Below are 17,330 nucleotides of genomic sequence, written 5' to 3'. Positions count from 1 at the left end.
ATCAGTCGGCGTCCTCTTCGGCCTTTTCCTCGTCGCCCTTCAATTCGCCCAGCAGTTCGTGGAAATCCTTGGCTTCGCGGAAATTGCGATAGACCGAGGCGAAGCGGACATAAGCGACGTCATCCAGAGACTTCAACGCCTCCATGACCAACCGGCCGACCTCGCCGGAAGCGATCTCGGTTTCACCGGAGCTTTCGAGCTGGCGCACGATACCGGTGACGGCGCGATCGATGCGCTCGGGGTCGACATTGCGCTTGCGCACGGCGATCTCGACCGAGCGCAGCAGCTTGTCGCGGTCGAAAGGCACCTTGCGGCCGGACTTCTTGATGACGACGAGGTCACGCAGCTGGACGCGCTCGAAGGTGGTGAAGCGGCCGCCGCAATCCGGGCACACCCGCCGCCTGCGGATCGCCGCGCCGTCCTCGGCGGGACGCGAATCCTTCACCTGCGTATCTTCAGACTGGCAATAAGGGCAGCGCATGGAAAGCCTTGGGTTTGCGATTCAGGCATGATCCCGAAAAGTTGCAGACTTTTCGGAGAAGATCATGCTTCAAAAACAAAATCTTAGAGTGAGAGGGCGATTCAAGGAAGCGTCATCTCACTCTGGTGGGCGAAAGGCTTAGAGCCTTTTATGCCCCAGAGATAGCGAGGCATGAGCAAGATTGCCAGCGCCCCCGCCCCCGTCCGCCGGCAAGCGTCAGGGTGCGACATCCTTGGTCGAAAACCCGCAGGACGTTCCGAGATTGCGATAAGCCTTGGTGAAGCCGTCCATCGGAATGCTGGTCACCTTCTGTTTGCCGAAGGTCACATCGAGCGAGGTAACCTTGCGCATGGCGCGCAGCAAAGCGAGGCTGGTCTTGGCCTGGTTGTCGACCATCCAACTGGGGCGGCCGCCCGCGGCTGAGTTCGAGCTTACGGTCGCGGCGACCTTCACGCCAGGGTCGCCGAAGGTGGCGGCGATCTTGTCGCCGGTCGGCAGGGTCTTGTTGTCGATGATGAACATGATGGCCGGATAGGCATCCGGCGGCAGCGCGTCGCCGGTCGAGATCGACAGCGTCAGGGAGCCAGCGTTGCCGTCGCCATCGACGAAGGCCGTCGAGGCGGCGCAGGTCTTGTGCGCATCCTGCCCGGTATCGAGCGTGTCGATGATAGTGGTCCACCTGCCGAAGGTATTGGTCGCCGGCATGTCGGAGGCAGACTGCGTCTGCTCCTGCGCAACCGCTCCGGACAGAGCGAAAACGGTCAGCGAGCCCGACAGGGCCAGGGCGGCAAGGTGGAAAGTGCGCATCATCAAGTCTCCAGTAAGCCGCGCCGCCCGATCAAGGAGCGGCGCGAAGCGCGAGGATAAAAGATGACGCGCGGCGCCCGGTCAACCGAGGGCGGCCAGCCAGCAGAAAGATCAACCGAGATAGGGGTAGAGCGGGAAGCGATCGGTCAGCGCCGTGACCTTGGCCTTCACCGCGGCCTCGACCGCCGCATTGCCTTCGTCGGAATTCGCCACCTTCAGACCGTCCAGCACCTCGGCGATCAGCTTGCCGATCTCGCGGAATTCGGCCTGGCCGAAGCCGCGCGTGGTGCCGGCCGGCGTGCCGAGACGCACGCCCGAGGTCACGAACGGCTTTTCCGGATCGAACGGGATGCCGTTCTTGTTGCAGGTGATGTTGGCGCGGCCGAGCGCTGCCTCCGCGCGCTTGCCGGTGGCGTTCTTCGGGCGAAGGTCGACCAACATCAAATGGTTGTCGGTGCCGCCCGAGACGATGTCGAGGCCGGTCTCCTGCAGGCTGGAGGCCAGTGCCTTGGCGTTGGCGACGATACTCTCAGCATAAGCCTTGAAGCTCGGCTTCAGCGCCTCGCCGAGCGCCACCGCCTTGGCGGCGATGACATGCATCAGCGGGCCGCCCTGCAGGCCCGGGAAAACCGCCGAGTTCATCTTCTTGGCGATCTCCTCGTCGTTGCATAGGATCATGCCGCCGCGCGGACCGCGCAGCGACTTGTGCGTCGTCGTGGTCACGACATGGGCATAAGGCAGCGGCGACGGATGCACGCCGCCGGCAACGAGGCCGGCGATATGCGCCATGTCGACCATCAGATAGGCGCCGATCGAATCGGCGATCTCGCGAAAACGCTTCCAGTCCCAGATGCGCGAATAGGCGGTGCCGCCGGCCAGGATAAGCTTCGGCTTCGTCTCATGCGCGGTCTTCTCGATCGCGTCCATGTCGAGCAGATGATCGTCCTTGCGCACGCCGTAGGAGACGACCTTGAACCACTTGCCGCTCATGTTGACCGGCGAGCCGTGGGTGAGGTGGCCGCCCGAATTCAAATCGAGGCCCATGAAGGTGTCGCCGGGCTGGAGCAGCGCCAGGAACACGGCCTGGTTCATCTGGCTGCCCGAATTCGGCTGGACGTTGGCGAAGTTGCAGCCAAACAGTTTCTTCGCGCGCTCGATGGCCAGTTCCTCGGCCACGTCGACGAACTGGCAACCGCCATAGTAGCGCTTGCCCGGATAGCCCTCGGCATATTTGTTGGTCATGATCGAGCCCTGCGCTTCGAGCACGGCGCGCGACACGATGTTTTCCGACGCGATCAGCTCGATCTCATGGCGCTGGCGACCGAGTTCGTTGCGGATGGCGCCGAAGATTTCCGGATCGGCGTCGGCAAGCGTGGTCTCGAAGAAGGATTCGAATTTGCTGGAGGCTGCCGCTGCATTTGACATGGGTTGCTTTCCCTTGGGGCCGGAGGTCTGCGAGGTCGCCGCGCATTAACACAGTTGTTTTGAGGCCGCCACGTTTGCGGCGCGAAATTTGCTGGCCGGTTTGCGCCAAGACGGACCCGCGCGACTCTAATCCCGCGGTTCGCGACCCTTGAGGACCGCTTCGGAGAAGGTGACCGCGTGCCGTCCAGCGCCTGCGTCCGGCTCGCGGACCAGGGTGACGATCCAGCAAGAAAGCTATCGCCCGGCTTCGATCTGGCGCAGGATCGACTTGTCCTCAATGTGCTCGTCGTCGGCGAGCATCATCGCCTTGGAAAGGATCAGCGACAGGATCTCGTCGCCTTCATAGGGGACGTAGCTTTCGGCCTCGGAACGACCGGCCGGCACGATGCACAGATAGCGATCGTTGGGTGCGATCAGGATGTTGCCTGATCCGAGATTGATCCTGTAGGTGGCAAGCTTGCCGTCGACCATCAGGAAATCGCTGCTCAGCGAGCACTGACTGGCGATCGCCAGGCCCGGCAGCAGCTTGGCGAGGAAGTCATGCCTCGACCTGGCCAGCTCGCTTGCCTGGCCGGACGAGTAGCGGCGATGGTAATCGACGAACTCGGGCACCTCCGAAAGCGGATGCGCCGCCCCTGCCCCGCGGTCCTGCCAGTTGCGATCGGCGCCGATCGAGGTGCGGCCGACGATCTGGTCGATATCGTACATCGCCTCGCAGAAGGCTCGCGCCGGCACGCTCTCCAAAGGGATCGGCTCGCCGCCCGGCTTGCCGTTCTTGTCCAGCGCGAAGAAGCTGACGCGGTCGCAGGAGATGAAGGCGAACAGGCGGCCGCCATGCTCGGCCGCGACACCTTGCTGGATGCGGCTGCCGATGCCGGCGATCCAGTATTCGGCGGCGACGCCGAAATGCGGCAGCGTCAAGCGCACGCGCTCATGCTCGGCGCTGTTGCCGTCCATGGTGCGGTTATAGGCCTGCCAACCGCGCTTCTTCAAAATACCCATCGCCGGCGCCTGCTCGAGAATGTGGCCGGCGAAGCGGTTCGAATAGGTGTTCGTCACGCGTTCGGCATCGGTGAGCAGATAGATCGGCCGCCAGGCCTGGATAAAGGGCTGACGGATGCGGTTTTCGGTGAGGAAATTGCGCCAGGCGGCAACAGTCTCGGCCGGACTTTCCTGGGGATGCCAGAGGTGGACGCGCGAAGCTTCGCCGGGCGACGGCAGCTCACTGCCATCGGGGCCGATAAAGACGCCATTGCGGATCATGGCGACCATGTCCGGGCCATCACCGGAGAAGCGCCAGATCAGCCGTTCGGTCAATGTCCGCAAGAGGCCGTTGTCGACCAGGCGGTCCTGCCAGCCGGCAAGATTCCAGCTGCGCCCGTCGCGCCAGGCGCCTTCGATGCGGCGCCGCGCCTCCGGCAGGATGATCTCGATATCGGCCGCGGCCTCCTGCAGTTCCTCGGCGATCTCCTTGCCGCCTTCCAGCGCCAGGAACGCCTTGGCGATGCCGCGCTTGCGCTTGCCGTTGGGTTCGATCGTGAACAGGCCGGCCTTGGTCGATGAGGAGACGACCAGCTCCACCGTCATGCCGCCGAGCTCGATCGCGCGAACGCCGCCGGCGCCGATGCCGTGATCGGCCATGGCGATTTCCTGCATGTCGTCCGGAGCAAGACCGAGCTGCTTGCCGGCTTCCGCCAGCGCCCTGTCGATCGTCTTCAGCATCTTCTTGTCGGCGGTCTGCCGGCGGATGCGGCCGAGCGCGAAGGCCGCCTCGCGCGCGCCGATCTGCCCGAGCGACCAGACGATGCCGGCCATGGCCTTCGGCGAGCGGCAGATACGTCTGTCGTAGTGCGTGACGAGAAGACCCGCCGCGAACTTTTCCAGCATCGGCACTGCCTGTTCGGCCGGAAGGCAGGCCAGGCCGAGCGCGATGCCGCGTCCGACGATCTGGTTGTTTTCGGAATAGGAGGCCGTCAGCTTTGGAATGTCGTAGCGGCTGACCTCGGCGGACACGCTGCGGCGCCACCGCGTTATGCCGGGCGCGCGCACTATGACTTTGAGCGCGGAACGGCGCACGTCGCGCGCATAGCCGGCCGTGCCGGCCTCGGGCATCGTCTCCGGGTAAAGCGACACATGGTACTTGTTGAATGCCGCGGCATAGACGGCGATGTTGTTCTTCGCCCTCATGTCGATCCCGGAGATGCGCTGTCCGATGCCGAGCGCCATCCAACGGTTGAAGCAATCGAGCACCGTATCGGCGCCGAATGCCTCGATCAGGCGGGTGCACTCCTTGAGCCAGGTCTTGCCCGGCGCGCTATCGCCGGGATCGACAAGATGATTGAGCAGGCTGCCGGAAGGATCCTTTCCTTCGAGCGCGAACATCTCGATGCCCGGAATGCCGAAGGAGGAAAAGTCGAACGGCCAGTCGCTGTCGATCGTCTTGGCGCGCTCGCGCAGCTCCTTCGTCACCTCCGGCGTCAGCGGAGGCAGCTTGAGGAAGCTGTCGTCGGCGATATCTCCATGCAGGATCGTGCGCAGCGCATTGTCGGCATATTCGGAAAAACCCTTCTCGCCCTTGGTGTTGCGGTTCCACCAGCCGAAGGTGAAGAGCGGATCCTCGCCGCCGCCGAACAGTTCAGTGAATTGCGCGGGGTCGGCGAGCCAGCTCTTCAGCGCGCCGTTTTCGGCGCGGAAACGCGCAGCATGGTCGAGCAGCGCCGCGACCTCGACCAGCACCGCGTCCCAAAAGGCGATGCGTTCTGGCGACGGCTCGGTATAGCCCAGGTCCGGGACGCGCGGCGCCTTGCAGTCGCGCATGCGGGCGAAGAAACCGTCCTGCTGGTCGAGCCCGGCGATCGCTTTCAAGGAGACGATCAGCGGCAGGTCAGTCTTTTCGGGTCCGGTGGGCCTGCGATGTTCCGGCACGTCGCAGATCAGCGCGATGATACGCGCCGCGTTCTCACGGTCCTTCCCCGTCAAGGCGAGCCCGTTGCGCGCCGCCCGCTCGATCTCGCGCACGATGCCGAGCTTGGGCATCCCCTTCGGATAGGAGATGCTTCCCTTCAATCTCAGGCCAGGAATCTCCTGTCCGAGCAGCGCCAGCACAGGCGCGGCCCTAGCCGCGTCGACCTCGAAGCCGACCTGCAGCAGGTCACGCCACAGGAAATTGCAGGCGCGGCCAAAATTGCTGGCGAGCTCGCTGCCGGGCAGATGAACGAAGACGCCATAATTGTTCATCTCCACCACCCAGCCGATGCGCTGCTGCAGCAGGCCGAGATAGTCGAACAAGTCGGATCGCTCGGATGCCGAGAATTTGCGCAAGGCTGGGCGGATCGCGTCGATCATGGCTTGATCGCGCTTGGTCAGGGCGTCGTTGCAGGATTGGATGGAAGCGAGGAACCGATCGACCAGCGGCCCGCCGCCAAACCGGCGGACGGCCTCGAGATCCTCGGCGAATGCCTGCGCTTCGCGCCGGCGCCTTTCCTCGTAGCTGTTCAGGGTTGCCTTGGCATGCCTTTCGATCTGCCGCATCAAGCGCTCGCCGGTCACCACTTCGGGCGCCGGCGGTGTTGCGCCGCCTCCCAGTGCCCCGGCAAGTGCCCGCAGATTGGAAAGCCAGCTCATGCGGTCAGCCCCCTTTGAGCGGAACAAGCCTGATGAAGGTCACGTCGGTGCGCGGCATGATCGTGATCGTTTCGTCGAGATCGCTGAGTTGCCTGCCATCGGCGAACAGCATGAAGCCGTTCCTCTCGAACGACGCCAGCGCCTTCTCGATCGCCTTCTCGGCGCTGGTCTTGTCGAACAGGAAGAGGTTGGGCAGGTTGACGATCTCGTTGGCGCTGAGCCCGCTCTTCGGCGCATGGACCTTCTCATGCTCGTAGCGGACGCGCTCGGCGATCAGCTCGCGTACCGTGCAGGGCACGCCGTCGTTCCATTCCATGACGAAATTGCGCACCGGCTTGCGCGCGCCGATCTGATCGTGGACGACGATATGGCTCATGATCTTCCCCCGCCTCGGCGCAATCTGGCCAAATAGACATTACCGGCAGATGAAGGAGAAATCATCAACCTACCCATGGTGGATGAATGCCTAATGCAACCGGTGCAATGCTGAGCGGTCGTTCCGCAGCCGGTTCCTGGCCGCTTTGTCGTCGATGCTTTGGCCGACCACTCGCTCGCGAAATGAAAGGACGACGACAAGCCGAAGATGCGCCCCGACGGCCCCACGCCCGCTCTCTCGCCGCAGCCGCGGCGTTTGGTCGAGAGCGTCCCCGATGTCGGGGCGCATCCGGCGGCTCGCGATATCCGGAGCGCCAGCCAAATTCGAAAAAACCGGCCGGCACCCGGCGTCAGCGCAAGGCTGCTAAGGGGCGCCGGGTAGCCGGCCGCCACGCCAAGGCCCTGGAATCGGCGTGGCAAATGCAGAAGAGGGCGCCGGGTCCGCGCTGTTCCGCCGGAAGCGCGCGGGTGGCTGGCACCGCGTCTCTCGTGATACGCGAGGGGCCAACTCCATCAACCCCTCGAAAGCGCCGGGTTGACAGGCAAAGCGCCCCGGCCCTTGCGACAGGGAACGGCCCGTGCAACCCTGCGTTTCGGGTGGGTTGAAACTGGGGCGAGCGATGCTGTCTCGATTGATGACGCATGTGGAGGCGGCGTATGCGGCGCCTACGGCCGAAGACGCCAGCGTGGCCTTCTTCGCGGCAATGGAAGATTTCGGCGCCTCCTATCTGCAGACAAGGCTCTACCGGCGGCCGTCGGCGATCCTGACGTCGGCCAGCCACTGGGCGGCCGGCGGCTTCATCACCAGGCTGGCGCCAAGCGGCTGGCCCGGCAGCCCGGCCTTCGACTATGTCTGCTTCGAATGCAATCCGTTGCTGGGGGCGATCCGCGAGAGCCGCACGAGCTACCGCTTCAGCGATTTCGCGCCGCACGACGATGCGCAATACGGCGCCTATTGGGAGGCGCTGAGCGAGGCGAATATCGACGACGCGCTCTGCGCCACTTCCTACGGGGCGGATGGCGTAATTGCCTCCCTGCATCTCGGCTTTCGCGGGCGGGACTTCGCGCCGGACGAGCGCTTTGCCATCCACATGGCGGGCCTTGCGCTGACGGAAAGGCTGATGAGCCTGACCTCGCCGCCGCCGGCCACTGTCGTCAGGCTAACGCGGCGCGAACGCGACAGCCTGGCGCTGGTCGCCGAAGGCAAGACCGACTGGGAAATCTCGGTGATCCTTGGCATCGCCGAAGCCACGGTGCGTTTCCATGTCGACAATGCCAGGCGCAAGCTCGGCGCCGTCAACCGCGCGCAAGCGGTGGCGCGGGTGGTGAACCAGCGCCTTATCTAAACCAGCATTTCCCAACAAAAAGGCCGCTACGAGAGCGGCCTTTTTTGTTCAAGATCAGATGCTTACTGAGCCGAGCTGATCTGCAGCTCCTGGGCGCCGTCGAGGCCGTAGATGTCGTCGCGGAACTGCACGACGCCAGGAGCCGTCGACCATGCCGACAGATAGAGGAAGTGGACCGGCACCGGATTGACGACATTGATCGGCGTGTTCTCGCCGGTCTTGATCGCCGCCTCGAAATGCTGGCGGTCCCAGCCGGGCGTATCGCGCAGGATCCAAGTGACGAGGTCGCGCACATTCTGGACGCGCACGCAACCGGAGGAATCGAAGCGCATCAGCTTGCCGAACAGGCTCTGCTGCGGCGTGTCGTGCATGTAGACGCCGTCCGGGCTCGGGAAGTTGATCTTGACCGAGGCCATCGCGTTGTTGCTGCCCGGATCCTGGCGGAAGCGGTATTTCTCGGCATCGTCCGTCGACCAGTCGATGCTCATCGGATCGACCTCGCTGCCGTCCGGCGCGAACAGGCGGATATGGCTGTCCTTGAGGTAGTTCGGGTCCTTCCGCATCAGCGGAATGATGTCCTTGCGCACGATCGAGACCGGCGCGTTCCAGTACGGGTTGACGATGATCTCGTTGATCTTGGAGTTCACGATCGGCGTCTGGCGATCGATCTTGCCGACGATTGCCGTGTGGCGAAGCACCACACGGTCGTTCTCGACCGCTTCGATCTGCGCGCCCGGAATGTCGACCAGCACGTAACGGCTGCCGAGCGTTCCGGCCTTTTCCTTCAGCCGCTGCAGGTTGGTCTGCAACTGGCCGAGGCGGATCTGCGCCGAGACGTTCATTGCGGTATAGGTGTATTTGCCCATGGCGCCGTCGGCCGGCAGGCCATGACGGAGCTGGAAGCGCTTGACCGCAGAATCGACATAGGAATCGAAGGCCGTCGAGATGCCGGCGCTCTGCGGCAGGTCACCCGAGACCATCAGGCGCTTGCGCAACGGCACGACATCCGGGTCGTCGACGCCGAGCTGTAATTTCTTGGTCGCCGGAACCTGTTCCCAGCCACCCTGGGAGACGATGTTCTGGTATTGCGCGACAGCCTGCTCGGTGAAGGCCACCGTCTGCTGGCTGAAGATCGGCAGCGTCGAGGCGACCTTGTTGGTGTCGTTGCCGCGGGCGTCGAACTGGTCGTCCCAGTTGCCGCGCGTCGAAGATTTCAGGATGTCCCCGACCACATCCTGCGCGCTGGCCTGGCCGGCGACCACGGCGGCGGCGAGCACGGAGGCTCCGGTAAGGAAGAAACGGCGGCTGGTTCTCATGGCAGACATTCTTTGTTTGATCGCTCTCGCTCAATCGCTTGCCGGGCGGCTTTGTCCGCACTCTAGGGTTGGCAAACTTAACAATTCGCCAACCATGACCCCGCTTAACCGGCCGCCAGAAACGCGCTGCCGCCACGCAGGTTCCAAGGAGCGCGGGGCATAGGCCCGCAGCATCACCCACATTTCGCATTGCCCGCGATTATGGCGGCAACGTGGCCTTGGTCTGCGATTTGCACGTGGCGGGAAAGTGAAAGAAATCACAGCGATGCTTTTTTGCATCGGCTAGCGGTAAGTGGGGCGCCGTGGGGCACTAAGCGCAGACAGCAGCCCGCCGACGCCCGTTTCAACGGACTGCCCGTGCTACGGCGCCAGATCGCATGATAGCATCGGAAATATAAAATCTTGAGGCAATCAAGTCATTGAGGAGGCGGTGCTTTGGGTCTCGCACATGGTTATGGTTTTGTCATAGGAACGAAAAGCGACTATTGGCGCGATCCGGTCGATAATTTTGGCCGGTACATGCATGGCAACATGAAGGTGCATACGCCGAATGGTGAGTACAGATGCGCCATCGACGTGGACAGCCAAGTGTCCCCGGTTCACTGGCGCATCCAACCCTTGCGGGTCAACGAATGGACTCCCCTGCTATCGCTGCAGGATGGATGGCATTCGCTTCAAAGCGAAGCAGGATCCGGAGCCGTCGACTACATTCGCGACACCAGGTTGAGGGACGTATTCGTGATCCCGCAGATCGTGGACCTCGAGCCGCGTTGGCCGCCTATTCCGCCCGAAGAACTGGTCGGCCGGGACCTGCTCCACCAAGTTGCCCTGGAAGGCCGCCAACCGGTGATCGCGAAGGCAAAGCTGCGCGGCGCCAAGAGCCTGAAAAAGCTGCGGCCGGTCAAACGCATCACGTTGCAATCCCGAAAGCTCGAGTTATGGATGAACATTGCGCCGTGGAACAGTGGAACCAGCCTTCAAGCGCTTGTTGATCTGGAAGCGGTGCTGGCAGGAGCGCAGCGCGTCATGGTCTTTGGCGAGCCGTTTCACGACGGAACGCTCGGCGTTCACAACATCCATCAGAACCAGGGAGACCCTCCCGGCCCGCATGCCGGGGAGAACGCGACCTGGCAGGACGGCATCACGATTGCCTTCAAGCAAGATGGTACGGCGTCAGCCTTCATGAACAAATTCGGAACGCAGTCCGACCGGACAGACGATCAGGGCAAACCGCTACCCTAGCCCTGGTCGTGCCGCCGCTGCGGCTGACCCCTTTTTTTGATTTCAGCGTATCAACATGGTCTGTCAGCAATCCATCAGCGCGACGTTCCAAGTCAGGGCCGCCCATCCGCCTTCAACTCCGAACACCGTTGCAGGATCTCATTTTGAGGATAGCGTAGGATCTTGTTGTCCTCCAGCTTGAGCAGGAGCTCGCGCTTCTTGCTCGAGGTCTCACCGTCGGTGCAGGTCATGTCCAGGATGACGGCGTCAAGGCGATTGATCTTCTGAACCTTGTCCAGCGCGCAACCAACTTCCCACATGTCCACCGTCCTGTCGGTGAATGTCACGATCGAGTCATTGTTGTCGCATGGCGAACTGCCTACAGCGGCGAATGAATCCTTCCACCACTCTTCGGCAAAAGACGAGTGCGACACCAGTACAAGCATCGCGGTACCGAGGCACGTCTTCGAGCATTTTCCCAAGCCCATTGCGCACTCCCTGCGAGCCCCGACATTTGGCGGTGCCAGGCGAACGGAAACAAAGCAGAGACCCGCCACCCGAGCGCCGGCAGAGCAGAAAAGGACCGGCGCCTTCCAGCACCGGTCCTGCATTCTTCGTCTGGCCGCGCTTCTTCGGCGCGGCCTTTCTGTCCCAATTCGTAGCGCTTACATCCGATACGCGATCGTGTCGTTCCAGAAGCGGTCCAAGCGCTGCAGGGCGCGGTTCATCTGCTTGAACTCGTCGGTGTTGATGCCGCCGACCGCCTCGATCGAGCCAACATGACGCTCGTAGAGGCCAGCCACGACATCGGCCACCTCGTTGCCCTTCGGCGTCAGCGAGACGCGGACCGAGCGGCGGTCGATGCGCGAGCGCTGGTGGTTGATGAAGCCGAGGTCGACCAGCTTCTTCAGATTGTAGGAGACGTTCGAGCCGAGATAGTAGCCGCGCGAGCGCAACTCGCCGGCGGTCAGCTCGGAATTGCCGATGTTGAAGAGCAGCAGCGCCTGGATGGCGTTGATGTCGGAACGGCCGTTGCGGTCGAACTCGTCCTTGATCACGTCAAGCAGACGGCGGTGCAGACGCTCCACCAGCTGCAGCGATTCCATGTACAGTGAGCGGATAGCCTCGCGGCGATCGTCGGATACGTTTGCGGTCTTCGCCGCCGGACGCGAATTGATCATTGTCTTTGCCTCTCGTTTGTCGCCTTGGTGATTTTTTGTTTTTCACCTTGATCGCGACACTATCGAATACTCATAAAATTCGACTTAAACGCCAGGGCTAACAAGAGCTTACCGGTAAGAGGTTTCGGAAGACGCTTAACGATCGGTCACCCGAGCAAGAACAATTAACCTAAAGATTTAGCCAATGGATTTTGCGGGCAAGCGGGCTCGGAAATCGGCCCTGGGAGGCCGGTCTACGGCCGGCTCTATGAGTGGAGCATGATGTCGTCCGAAAACCGCTTCACACTTTTCGGCATCATGCTCATTGGCGCAGCTGGCGCTTCTGCAGCCAGATGGTGACGCGAAAGACGATGTAGAGCAAGGCCACGCAGCCATGCGAGATCACGATCAGCATCCGGTGGCCGAAGAGATTGGGGAAGCCGGCATACATCACCGTCTCGGTCACCGCGCAGATGAACCAGATCACCGGCCCCCAGGACGCCAGCATCCAAAGGCCCGCCGCGGCGAAGGGGAAAAAGACGGCAAGCGTGGCCGCCGCCACCTGCCAATGCACCGGCATCAGGTCGAAGCGCCACAATTCTCCGGGATAAATGCCGATCAGGCGGATCCAGTAGAGAATTCCGAACAAGAGGCAGTAGCCGGCGATCACACGCTGGAACCAGGCGAAGATGACCTCGGTGGTCGAGGGCTGCAGCACCACGCGCCTGGAGGTGACCTCGCTCACAGGATGAGCTCCTTGTCTCCGAGCGGCGCGAAATAGGTGTCGATGTCGGCCGCGCTGACCTCCTCCAGGCCGGCCGGGCGCCATTCCGGCTTTGAGCGCTTGTCGATGATGGCGGCGCGGATGCCTTCATAGAAATCGTGGCCGGCAAGCATGCGGTTGAGGATGCGGAACTCCATCTTCATGCATTCGTCCATCGACAGCGTCGATCCCGCGCTGATCTGGCGCCAGGCGACGTTGAGGCTGGTCGGCGAGCGGGTCTTAAGCGTCGCCAGCGTCTTTGCGGCAAAAGCATCGTCGGCCCCTGCCCGCTCCAGACTGTCGATGATGCCGGCGAGCGAAGGTTGCGAAAAGTGGCTTGCGATCGCCTCCAGGTCCTGCCGCTCGGTCTCGCGTTTGGCCGGTACGAAGAAATCGCGCAGCTCCGCATTGGCGTCGCCGCTCGTCGCCAGCTCGTCGAGCAGGCCGGCTTGGTCCTCGGCCTTGATGGTGTGGGTGGCGAGCCCCGACCACAGCGCATCGCCATAGCGGATGCGGCTTCCGGTCAGCCCGAGATACATGCCGAACGAACCGCCGAGATCCGGCAGCAAATGGCTGCCGCCGACATCGGGGAAGAAGCCGATGCCGACCTCGGGCATGGCGAACTGCGCGTTCTCGGTCAGCACGCGATGCGAGCCGTGAAAGGAGATGCCGACGCCGCCGCCCATGACGATGCCGTCGATCAGCGCGACATAGGGTTTCTTGAAGCGGGCGATGCGGGCGTTCAACCGGTACTCGTCGGCGAAGAAGTCGACAGGCGGTTTGCCGGCGCGGCCGGCCTCATAGATATGCAGGATATCGCCGCCGGCGGAAAATGCCCTGCCCTCGGCCTTGACGACGACGACGCCGACGCGCGGATCCTGTTCCCAGGCGTCGAGCGCCTTGGCAAGCGCCTTGACCATGTTGTGCGTGACGGCGTTGAGCGCCTTCGGCCGTGTCAATGTGACCACGCCCGCTCTGCCCAGCCGCTCGAAGCGGATCTCGTCGCCTCCGCCAAAATCCATCGTCAGAGAATCCTCCCCCGCGCCTGCGGGAGGTGAAGTGCTAAGCGGCGACCGGGCCAACGTCAATTGTTGAGTACCGGCGACAGGCCGTGCCTCTTGCGGCGGGCAGACTACCAGACGAACGGGATAAGCGCGTTCGTGCGGCGTGCATAATCGGGGAACTCGTCGGGGAATTGCCGCGCCAGAAGCCGATCCTCGGCGCCGACCCTCCAGATGAAAATCGCCCCGAGCAGGATCAACAGAAAGACGAAGGGGCCGCCGACCACGATCGCCGAGCCGATACAGGCGAGCAGGCCGCCGGTGTACATGGGATGACGCAGGCGACTGTATGGACCGGACCTTACCAGCTCATGCTCCTGCTTGGCCGAAACGGTTTGACTCCAGTTGCGTCCGAGAGCCTGCCGCGCCCAGACCAGCAGCGCCATGCCCGCGACGGTGATCGCGGCGCCGATGCCGCCCAGGACCGTGCTGACGGGCGCGAAATTGACGAAGCCGAAAATCGGCAGTCGCGGCAGCAGGAAGGCAGCGATGATGGCAAACATCAAGCCGAAGCTCTGCAAAAGATGCGGTTCGGTGTCCCGCTTCACGCCAATAGCCTGAACGGTCAGGAAGATGGTCAGCATGAGCCAGGCGGCATAGATGAACCAGATGAAGGCCATGCCTCGCTCCTTCATTTAGCCTCCGCCTTGGCCACCGCGCGCGCCCGGTGCTAGAAAATGGGCATCTTGAACCGGACGGCAAGCCATGCCCGGATTTTCTCGCCTCGCGGCCATGGTGATCGGCATGATCGCCATCTGTTTCGGCTGTCGCCCCGTCATCGCCGCGACGGCCGCCGAGCTTTACCAGGCGCAAACGATCGTCACCGGCACCGGAGACGTGAACCGGCAGATCGGCTTCAAGGATTGTCTCGACAAGGTGCTGGTCAAGGTCTCGGGCGATCAGCGGCTGACGCAGAAGACGGAGATGCTGGCGCTGCGCGAGAAAGCGGCCGATTTCGTCCAGTCCTTCCGCTACCGCGACCGGCTCGAGGGAATTCCGATCCATGACGAGCAAGGCACGCATGACCGGCCGCACGATCTGACCTGCCTCTACAAGCCGGCCGTCGTCGACAAGCTGCTCGCGCAGCTTGGCAGCAGGCCCTGGCCCGGCGAGCGGCCGCCGATCGCCGTCTTCATGACCGCCGAGCAGGGCGCGCGGCATTTCGCGCTGACGCAAGACGAGCAGCGCGGCAACGCGATGCGCGAATCCTTCGCCAATGCCGCCGGTCCGCTGCTGATGCGCGTCACCTTTCCAAAGGCCGGGCAGCTCGGCGGGCTCGATGACAAGGCGCTTTCCGAGGCGGACATCGCAAGGCTCGACAGACTGGCGAAGAAAGCAGGAGCGGCCCGGGCGCTCGCCGGCAGCATCGTGTGGAGCGACAAGGAACTCGGCTGGATCGCCGACTGGCGGCTTGCCGATCATGGCAAGACCTATCGCTGGCAGGTGCGCGGCGTCAGCTTCGACGAGGCGTTCCGGGTGGCGATGAGGGGCGCGGCGCAGATCCTGTCGGGGCACGGACAGCCCTGACATTCCTCGCCCCACGAAGTGGGGAGAGGTGGCTCGGCGAAGCCGAGACGGAGAGGGGAAGCGCCTTTTCCGTCGGCAAAAGCGCCTCGTATTGGAACGCTTGCCCCCCTACGACGGCCCCCTCTCCGTCCGCTTCGCGGACACCTCTCCCCCGCCTGTGGCGGGGCGAGGAACCTCGCGCTTCGTCCCTGGCACAATCGTGTCGCATTGGTCAGCGGCTAAGACGCGTGGTAAAAGCCGGCGCAAAAGAGAGTTTCGGCGATGAACAAATTCACCCCCGCAAAGCCTGCCGGCGCGCGCAGCGTCGACGAGATCACCGGCAGCCGGCGGCTCAGGCGCATGCGCAAGGCCGACTGGTCGCGCCGCCTGGTGCAGGAGAACCAGCTTTCGGTGAACGACCTGATCTGGCCGATCTTCGTCATCGACGGCAAGAACACGCGCGAGCCGATCGCCGCCATGCCCGACGTCTATCGCCTGACCATCGATCTCGCGGTCAAGGAAGCGGAGCGCGCGGCCAAGCTCGGCATCCCGGCGATCGCCACCTTCCCCAATGTCGAGCTTGCGCTGCGCGACCAGACCGGCTCGCATATCCTCGACCCCGACAATGTCATCAACCGCGCGACGCGCGCCATCAAGGACGCGGTGCCGGAGATCGGCATCATTACCGATGCCGCGCTCGACCCCTTCACCAGCCACGGCCATGACGGCATTTTGCGCGACGGCATCATCGTCAATGACGAAACGGTCGAGCAGGTCGCGGCCGCGGCCGTCATCCAGGCCGCCGCCGGCGCCGACATCATCGCGCCTTCCGACATGATGGACGGCCGCATCGGCGCCATCCGCGACGCGCTCGACGCCAACGGTTTCCAGGACGTGGCGATCATGTCCTACGCGACGAAGTTCGCTTCCGCCTTCTACGGCCCCTATCGCGAGGCGGTCGGCACCGCCGGCCTGCTCAAGGGCGACAAGAAGACCTATTACATCGACCACGCCAATTCCGACGAGGCGGTGCGCGAAGCCGAGCAGGACCTCGCCGAGGGCGCGGATATGCTGATGGTGAAGCCCGGCCTGCCCTATCTCGACATCATCCGCCGGCTGAAGGACGAGCTGGGGATGCCCACTTTCGCCTATCAGGTGTCGGGCGAATATTCGATGATCAAGGCAGCCGCCGCCAATGGCTGGATCGACGGCGAGAAGGCGATGCTTGAATCGCTGCTTTCGCTGAAGCGCGCCGGCTGCGACGGCGTGCTGACCTATTTCGCGCCGACCGTGGCGAAGTTGCTGAAGGGCTAACGCAAATTCCAGGAAAGAGTGTGAGCGGTTAGGCTCGGCGACTTCGTCACAGCCTTCCGTCCGGAATTACATCAAGCAGAGAGACAGAGCGGTTCGCCGTTTCCGTGAAACGGTGAAACGCTCCAGGCTGCCGAACCGGCAAGCGGCGCCACTGCCCGGGCCGTCAGAATTCCACCTCCAGCTCGACGATCTCCTCTGGCTCGGCGAGCGCTCCTTGCGTCCATTCCCGCATCAGCGGCCAGGCGAAAACCGTCTCGCAGAAGGCGGCGAGCGGCGCCTCGAGGTCAACCGCGTAGGTGCGGAAGCGGGTGCTGACCGGAGCATACATGGCATCGGCCATTGTGGGCCATGCCCCGAACAGCCACGGTCCACCATAGGTCGCCAGGCATTCCGACCAGATCGCCTTGATCCGCTCCACATCGGGCCGCGCGCCGGAAAAGATCTTGAAGCTCTTGTGCCTGGCCTTGAGGTTCATCGGCAGTGCCGAGCGCAGATTGTGGAAACCCGAATGCATTTCGCCCGACACCGCGCGGCAATGGGCGCGCGCCACGCGCTCGGCTGGCAGCAGGCCGGCGCGCGGCATCGTCTCGGCAAGGTATTCGGCGATGGCCAATGTATCCCATACGGTGACGCCGTCATGCGTCAGGCGCGGCACCAACACCGATGGCGACAGGAGCAGCAATTCCTGCCGCTGCTCCGGATCATCGATGTCGACGCGCTTCTCCTCGAACTCCAAACCAGCCATGCGGCACAGCAGCCAGCCGCGCAGAGACCAGGACGAGTAGTTCTTCGACGAGATCGTCAACGTCGCCTTCGCCGCGCTTTCCGGCTTCGCCGCAACCACCTTCGCCGCCTTGGCCATGTCGTGAAACCCTCCAAGCCTTTCGCCGGCAACAATCCTCTCGCAATGCAAAATAAATTGCACTAGCTT

General features: G+C 63.3%; 16 protein-coding genes. 4 read left to right on the top strand and 12 right to left on the bottom strand.

Annotated elements, in window-relative coordinates; translation table 11 throughout:
- Nucleotide 1 precedes the first annotated feature (1 nt).
- The 5 genes from nrdR to CK230_RS17490 form a co-directional block, all read right to left on the bottom strand.
- Nucleotides 2-481 carry a transcriptional regulator NrdR gene (gene nrdR, locus CK230_RS17510; protein ID WP_095818383.1) on the bottom strand — a complete coding sequence of 160 codons (480 nt, stop codon included), beginning with the start codon at nt 479-481 and terminating at the stop codon, nt 2-4.
- A gap of 216 nt (nt 482-697) precedes the next feature.
- Nucleotides 698-1,291 carry a hypothetical protein gene (locus CK230_RS17505; RefSeq protein ID WP_245429962.1) on the bottom strand — a complete coding sequence of 198 codons (594 nt, stop codon included), beginning with the start codon at nt 1,289-1,291 and terminating at the stop codon, nt 698-700.
- 108 nt (nt 1,292-1,399) lie between these two features.
- Complete coding sequence (gene glyA / locus CK230_RS17500) at nt 1,400-2,713, bottom strand: serine hydroxymethyltransferase (RefSeq protein ID WP_095818382.1); 1,314 nt, start codon at nt 2,711-2,713, stop codon at nt 1,400-1,402.
- Between the two features lie 234 nt (nt 2,714-2,947).
- Nucleotides 2,948-6,337, bottom strand: a complete 3,390-nt coding sequence (locus tag CK230_RS17495; protein ID WP_095818381.1) for a DUF4132 domain-containing protein — start codon at nt 6,335-6,337, stop codon at nt 2,948-2,950.
- A gap of 4 nt (nt 6,338-6,341) precedes the next feature.
- Nucleotides 6,342-6,713, bottom strand: a complete 372-nt coding sequence (locus tag CK230_RS17490) for a hypothetical protein (RefSeq protein WP_095818380.1) — start codon at nt 6,711-6,713, stop codon at nt 6,342-6,344.
- A gap of 619 nt (nt 6,714-7,332) precedes the next feature.
- Here CK230_RS17490 and CK230_RS34020 point away from each other — a divergent pair.
- Nucleotides 7,333-8,058, top strand: a complete 726-nt coding sequence (locus CK230_RS34020; RefSeq protein ID WP_095818378.1) for a LuxR C-terminal-related transcriptional regulator — start codon at nt 7,333-7,335, stop codon at nt 8,056-8,058.
- Between the two features lie 62 nt (nt 8,059-8,120).
- Here the strand turns inward: CK230_RS34020 and CK230_RS17475 are convergent, their stop codons facing one another.
- On the bottom strand, nt 8,121-9,374 hold the full coding sequence (locus CK230_RS17475; protein ID WP_095818377.1) for a L,D-transpeptidase family protein: 1,254 nt from the start codon (nt 9,372-9,374) through the stop codon (nt 8,121-8,123).
- 435 nt (nt 9,375-9,809) lie between these two features.
- Between CK230_RS17475 and CK230_RS17470 the strand changes: the two genes are divergently transcribed.
- Nucleotides 9,810-10,616, top strand: a complete 807-nt coding sequence (locus CK230_RS17470) for a DUF2278 family protein (protein WP_095818376.1) — start codon at nt 9,810-9,812, stop codon at nt 10,614-10,616.
- Nucleotides 10,617-10,708: 92 nt separating this feature from the next.
- Here the strand turns inward: CK230_RS17470 and CK230_RS17465 are convergent, their stop codons facing one another.
- From CK230_RS17465 to CK230_RS17445, 5 genes are all read right to left on the bottom strand, one after another.
- Nucleotides 10,709-11,083, bottom strand: a complete 375-nt coding sequence (locus CK230_RS17465; protein ID WP_245429961.1) for a hypothetical protein — start codon at nt 11,081-11,083, stop codon at nt 10,709-10,711.
- Nucleotides 11,084-11,260: 177 nt separating this feature from the next.
- Nucleotides 11,261-11,776, bottom strand: coding sequence for a MarR family winged helix-turn-helix transcriptional regulator (locus tag CK230_RS17460; RefSeq protein WP_040983294.1), 516 nt, complete (start codon nt 11,774-11,776; stop codon nt 11,261-11,263).
- Nucleotides 11,777-12,077: 301 nt separating this feature from the next.
- A complete protein-coding gene (locus CK230_RS17455) occupies nt 12,078-12,500 on the bottom strand; it encodes a DUF6163 family protein (protein WP_095818375.1) in 423 nt (140 codons plus the stop codon).
- Nucleotides 12,497-13,540 (bottom strand): enoyl-CoA hydratase/isomerase family protein, encoded by a 1,044-nt coding sequence (locus tag CK230_RS17450; protein WP_095818374.1) that lies wholly within the window; start codon nt 13,538-13,540, stop codon nt 12,497-12,499. Before CK230_RS17450 ends, CK230_RS17455 begins: the two co-directional genes overlap by 4 nt.
- Before the next feature lie 110 nt (nt 13,541-13,650).
- Nucleotides 13,651-14,199: an isoprenylcysteine carboxylmethyltransferase family protein gene (locus CK230_RS17445; protein ID WP_176480127.1), complete on the bottom strand. Its 549-nt coding sequence runs from the start codon at nt 14,197-14,199 to the stop codon at nt 13,651-13,653.
- Between the two features lie 85 nt (nt 14,200-14,284).
- On the opposite strand from CK230_RS17445, the gene CK230_RS17440 reads away from it, so the two are divergent.
- Together CK230_RS17440 and hemB are read left to right on the top strand one after the other, a co-directional pair.
- A complete protein-coding gene (locus CK230_RS17440) occupies nt 14,285-15,106 on the top strand; it encodes a DUF2066 domain-containing protein (protein ID WP_095818372.1) in 822 nt (273 codons plus the stop codon).
- Nucleotides 15,107-15,367: 261 nt separating this feature from the next.
- Nucleotides 15,368-16,399 carry a porphobilinogen synthase gene (gene hemB / locus CK230_RS17435; RefSeq protein WP_095818371.1) on the top strand — a complete coding sequence of 344 codons (1,032 nt, stop codon included), beginning with the start codon at nt 15,368-15,370 and terminating at the stop codon, nt 16,397-16,399.
- Nucleotides 16,400-16,562: 163 nt separating this feature from the next.
- On the opposite strand, the gene CK230_RS17430 is transcribed toward hemB, so the two are convergent.
- Entirely contained in the window at nt 16,563-17,261 is a 699-nt protein-coding gene (locus tag CK230_RS17430) for a glutathione S-transferase (RefSeq protein ID WP_095818370.1), read from the bottom strand.
- Nucleotides 17,262-17,330 lie beyond the last annotated feature (69 nt).

This window comes from Mesorhizobium sp. WSM3859 (assembly GCF_002295065.1).
Taxonomy (GTDB): Bacteria; Pseudomonadota; Alphaproteobacteria; order Rhizobiales; family Rhizobiaceae; genus Mesorhizobium.
Note: the sequence above shows the minus strand (reverse complement) of the source record. Positions and strands in the feature narration are given on the sequence as shown.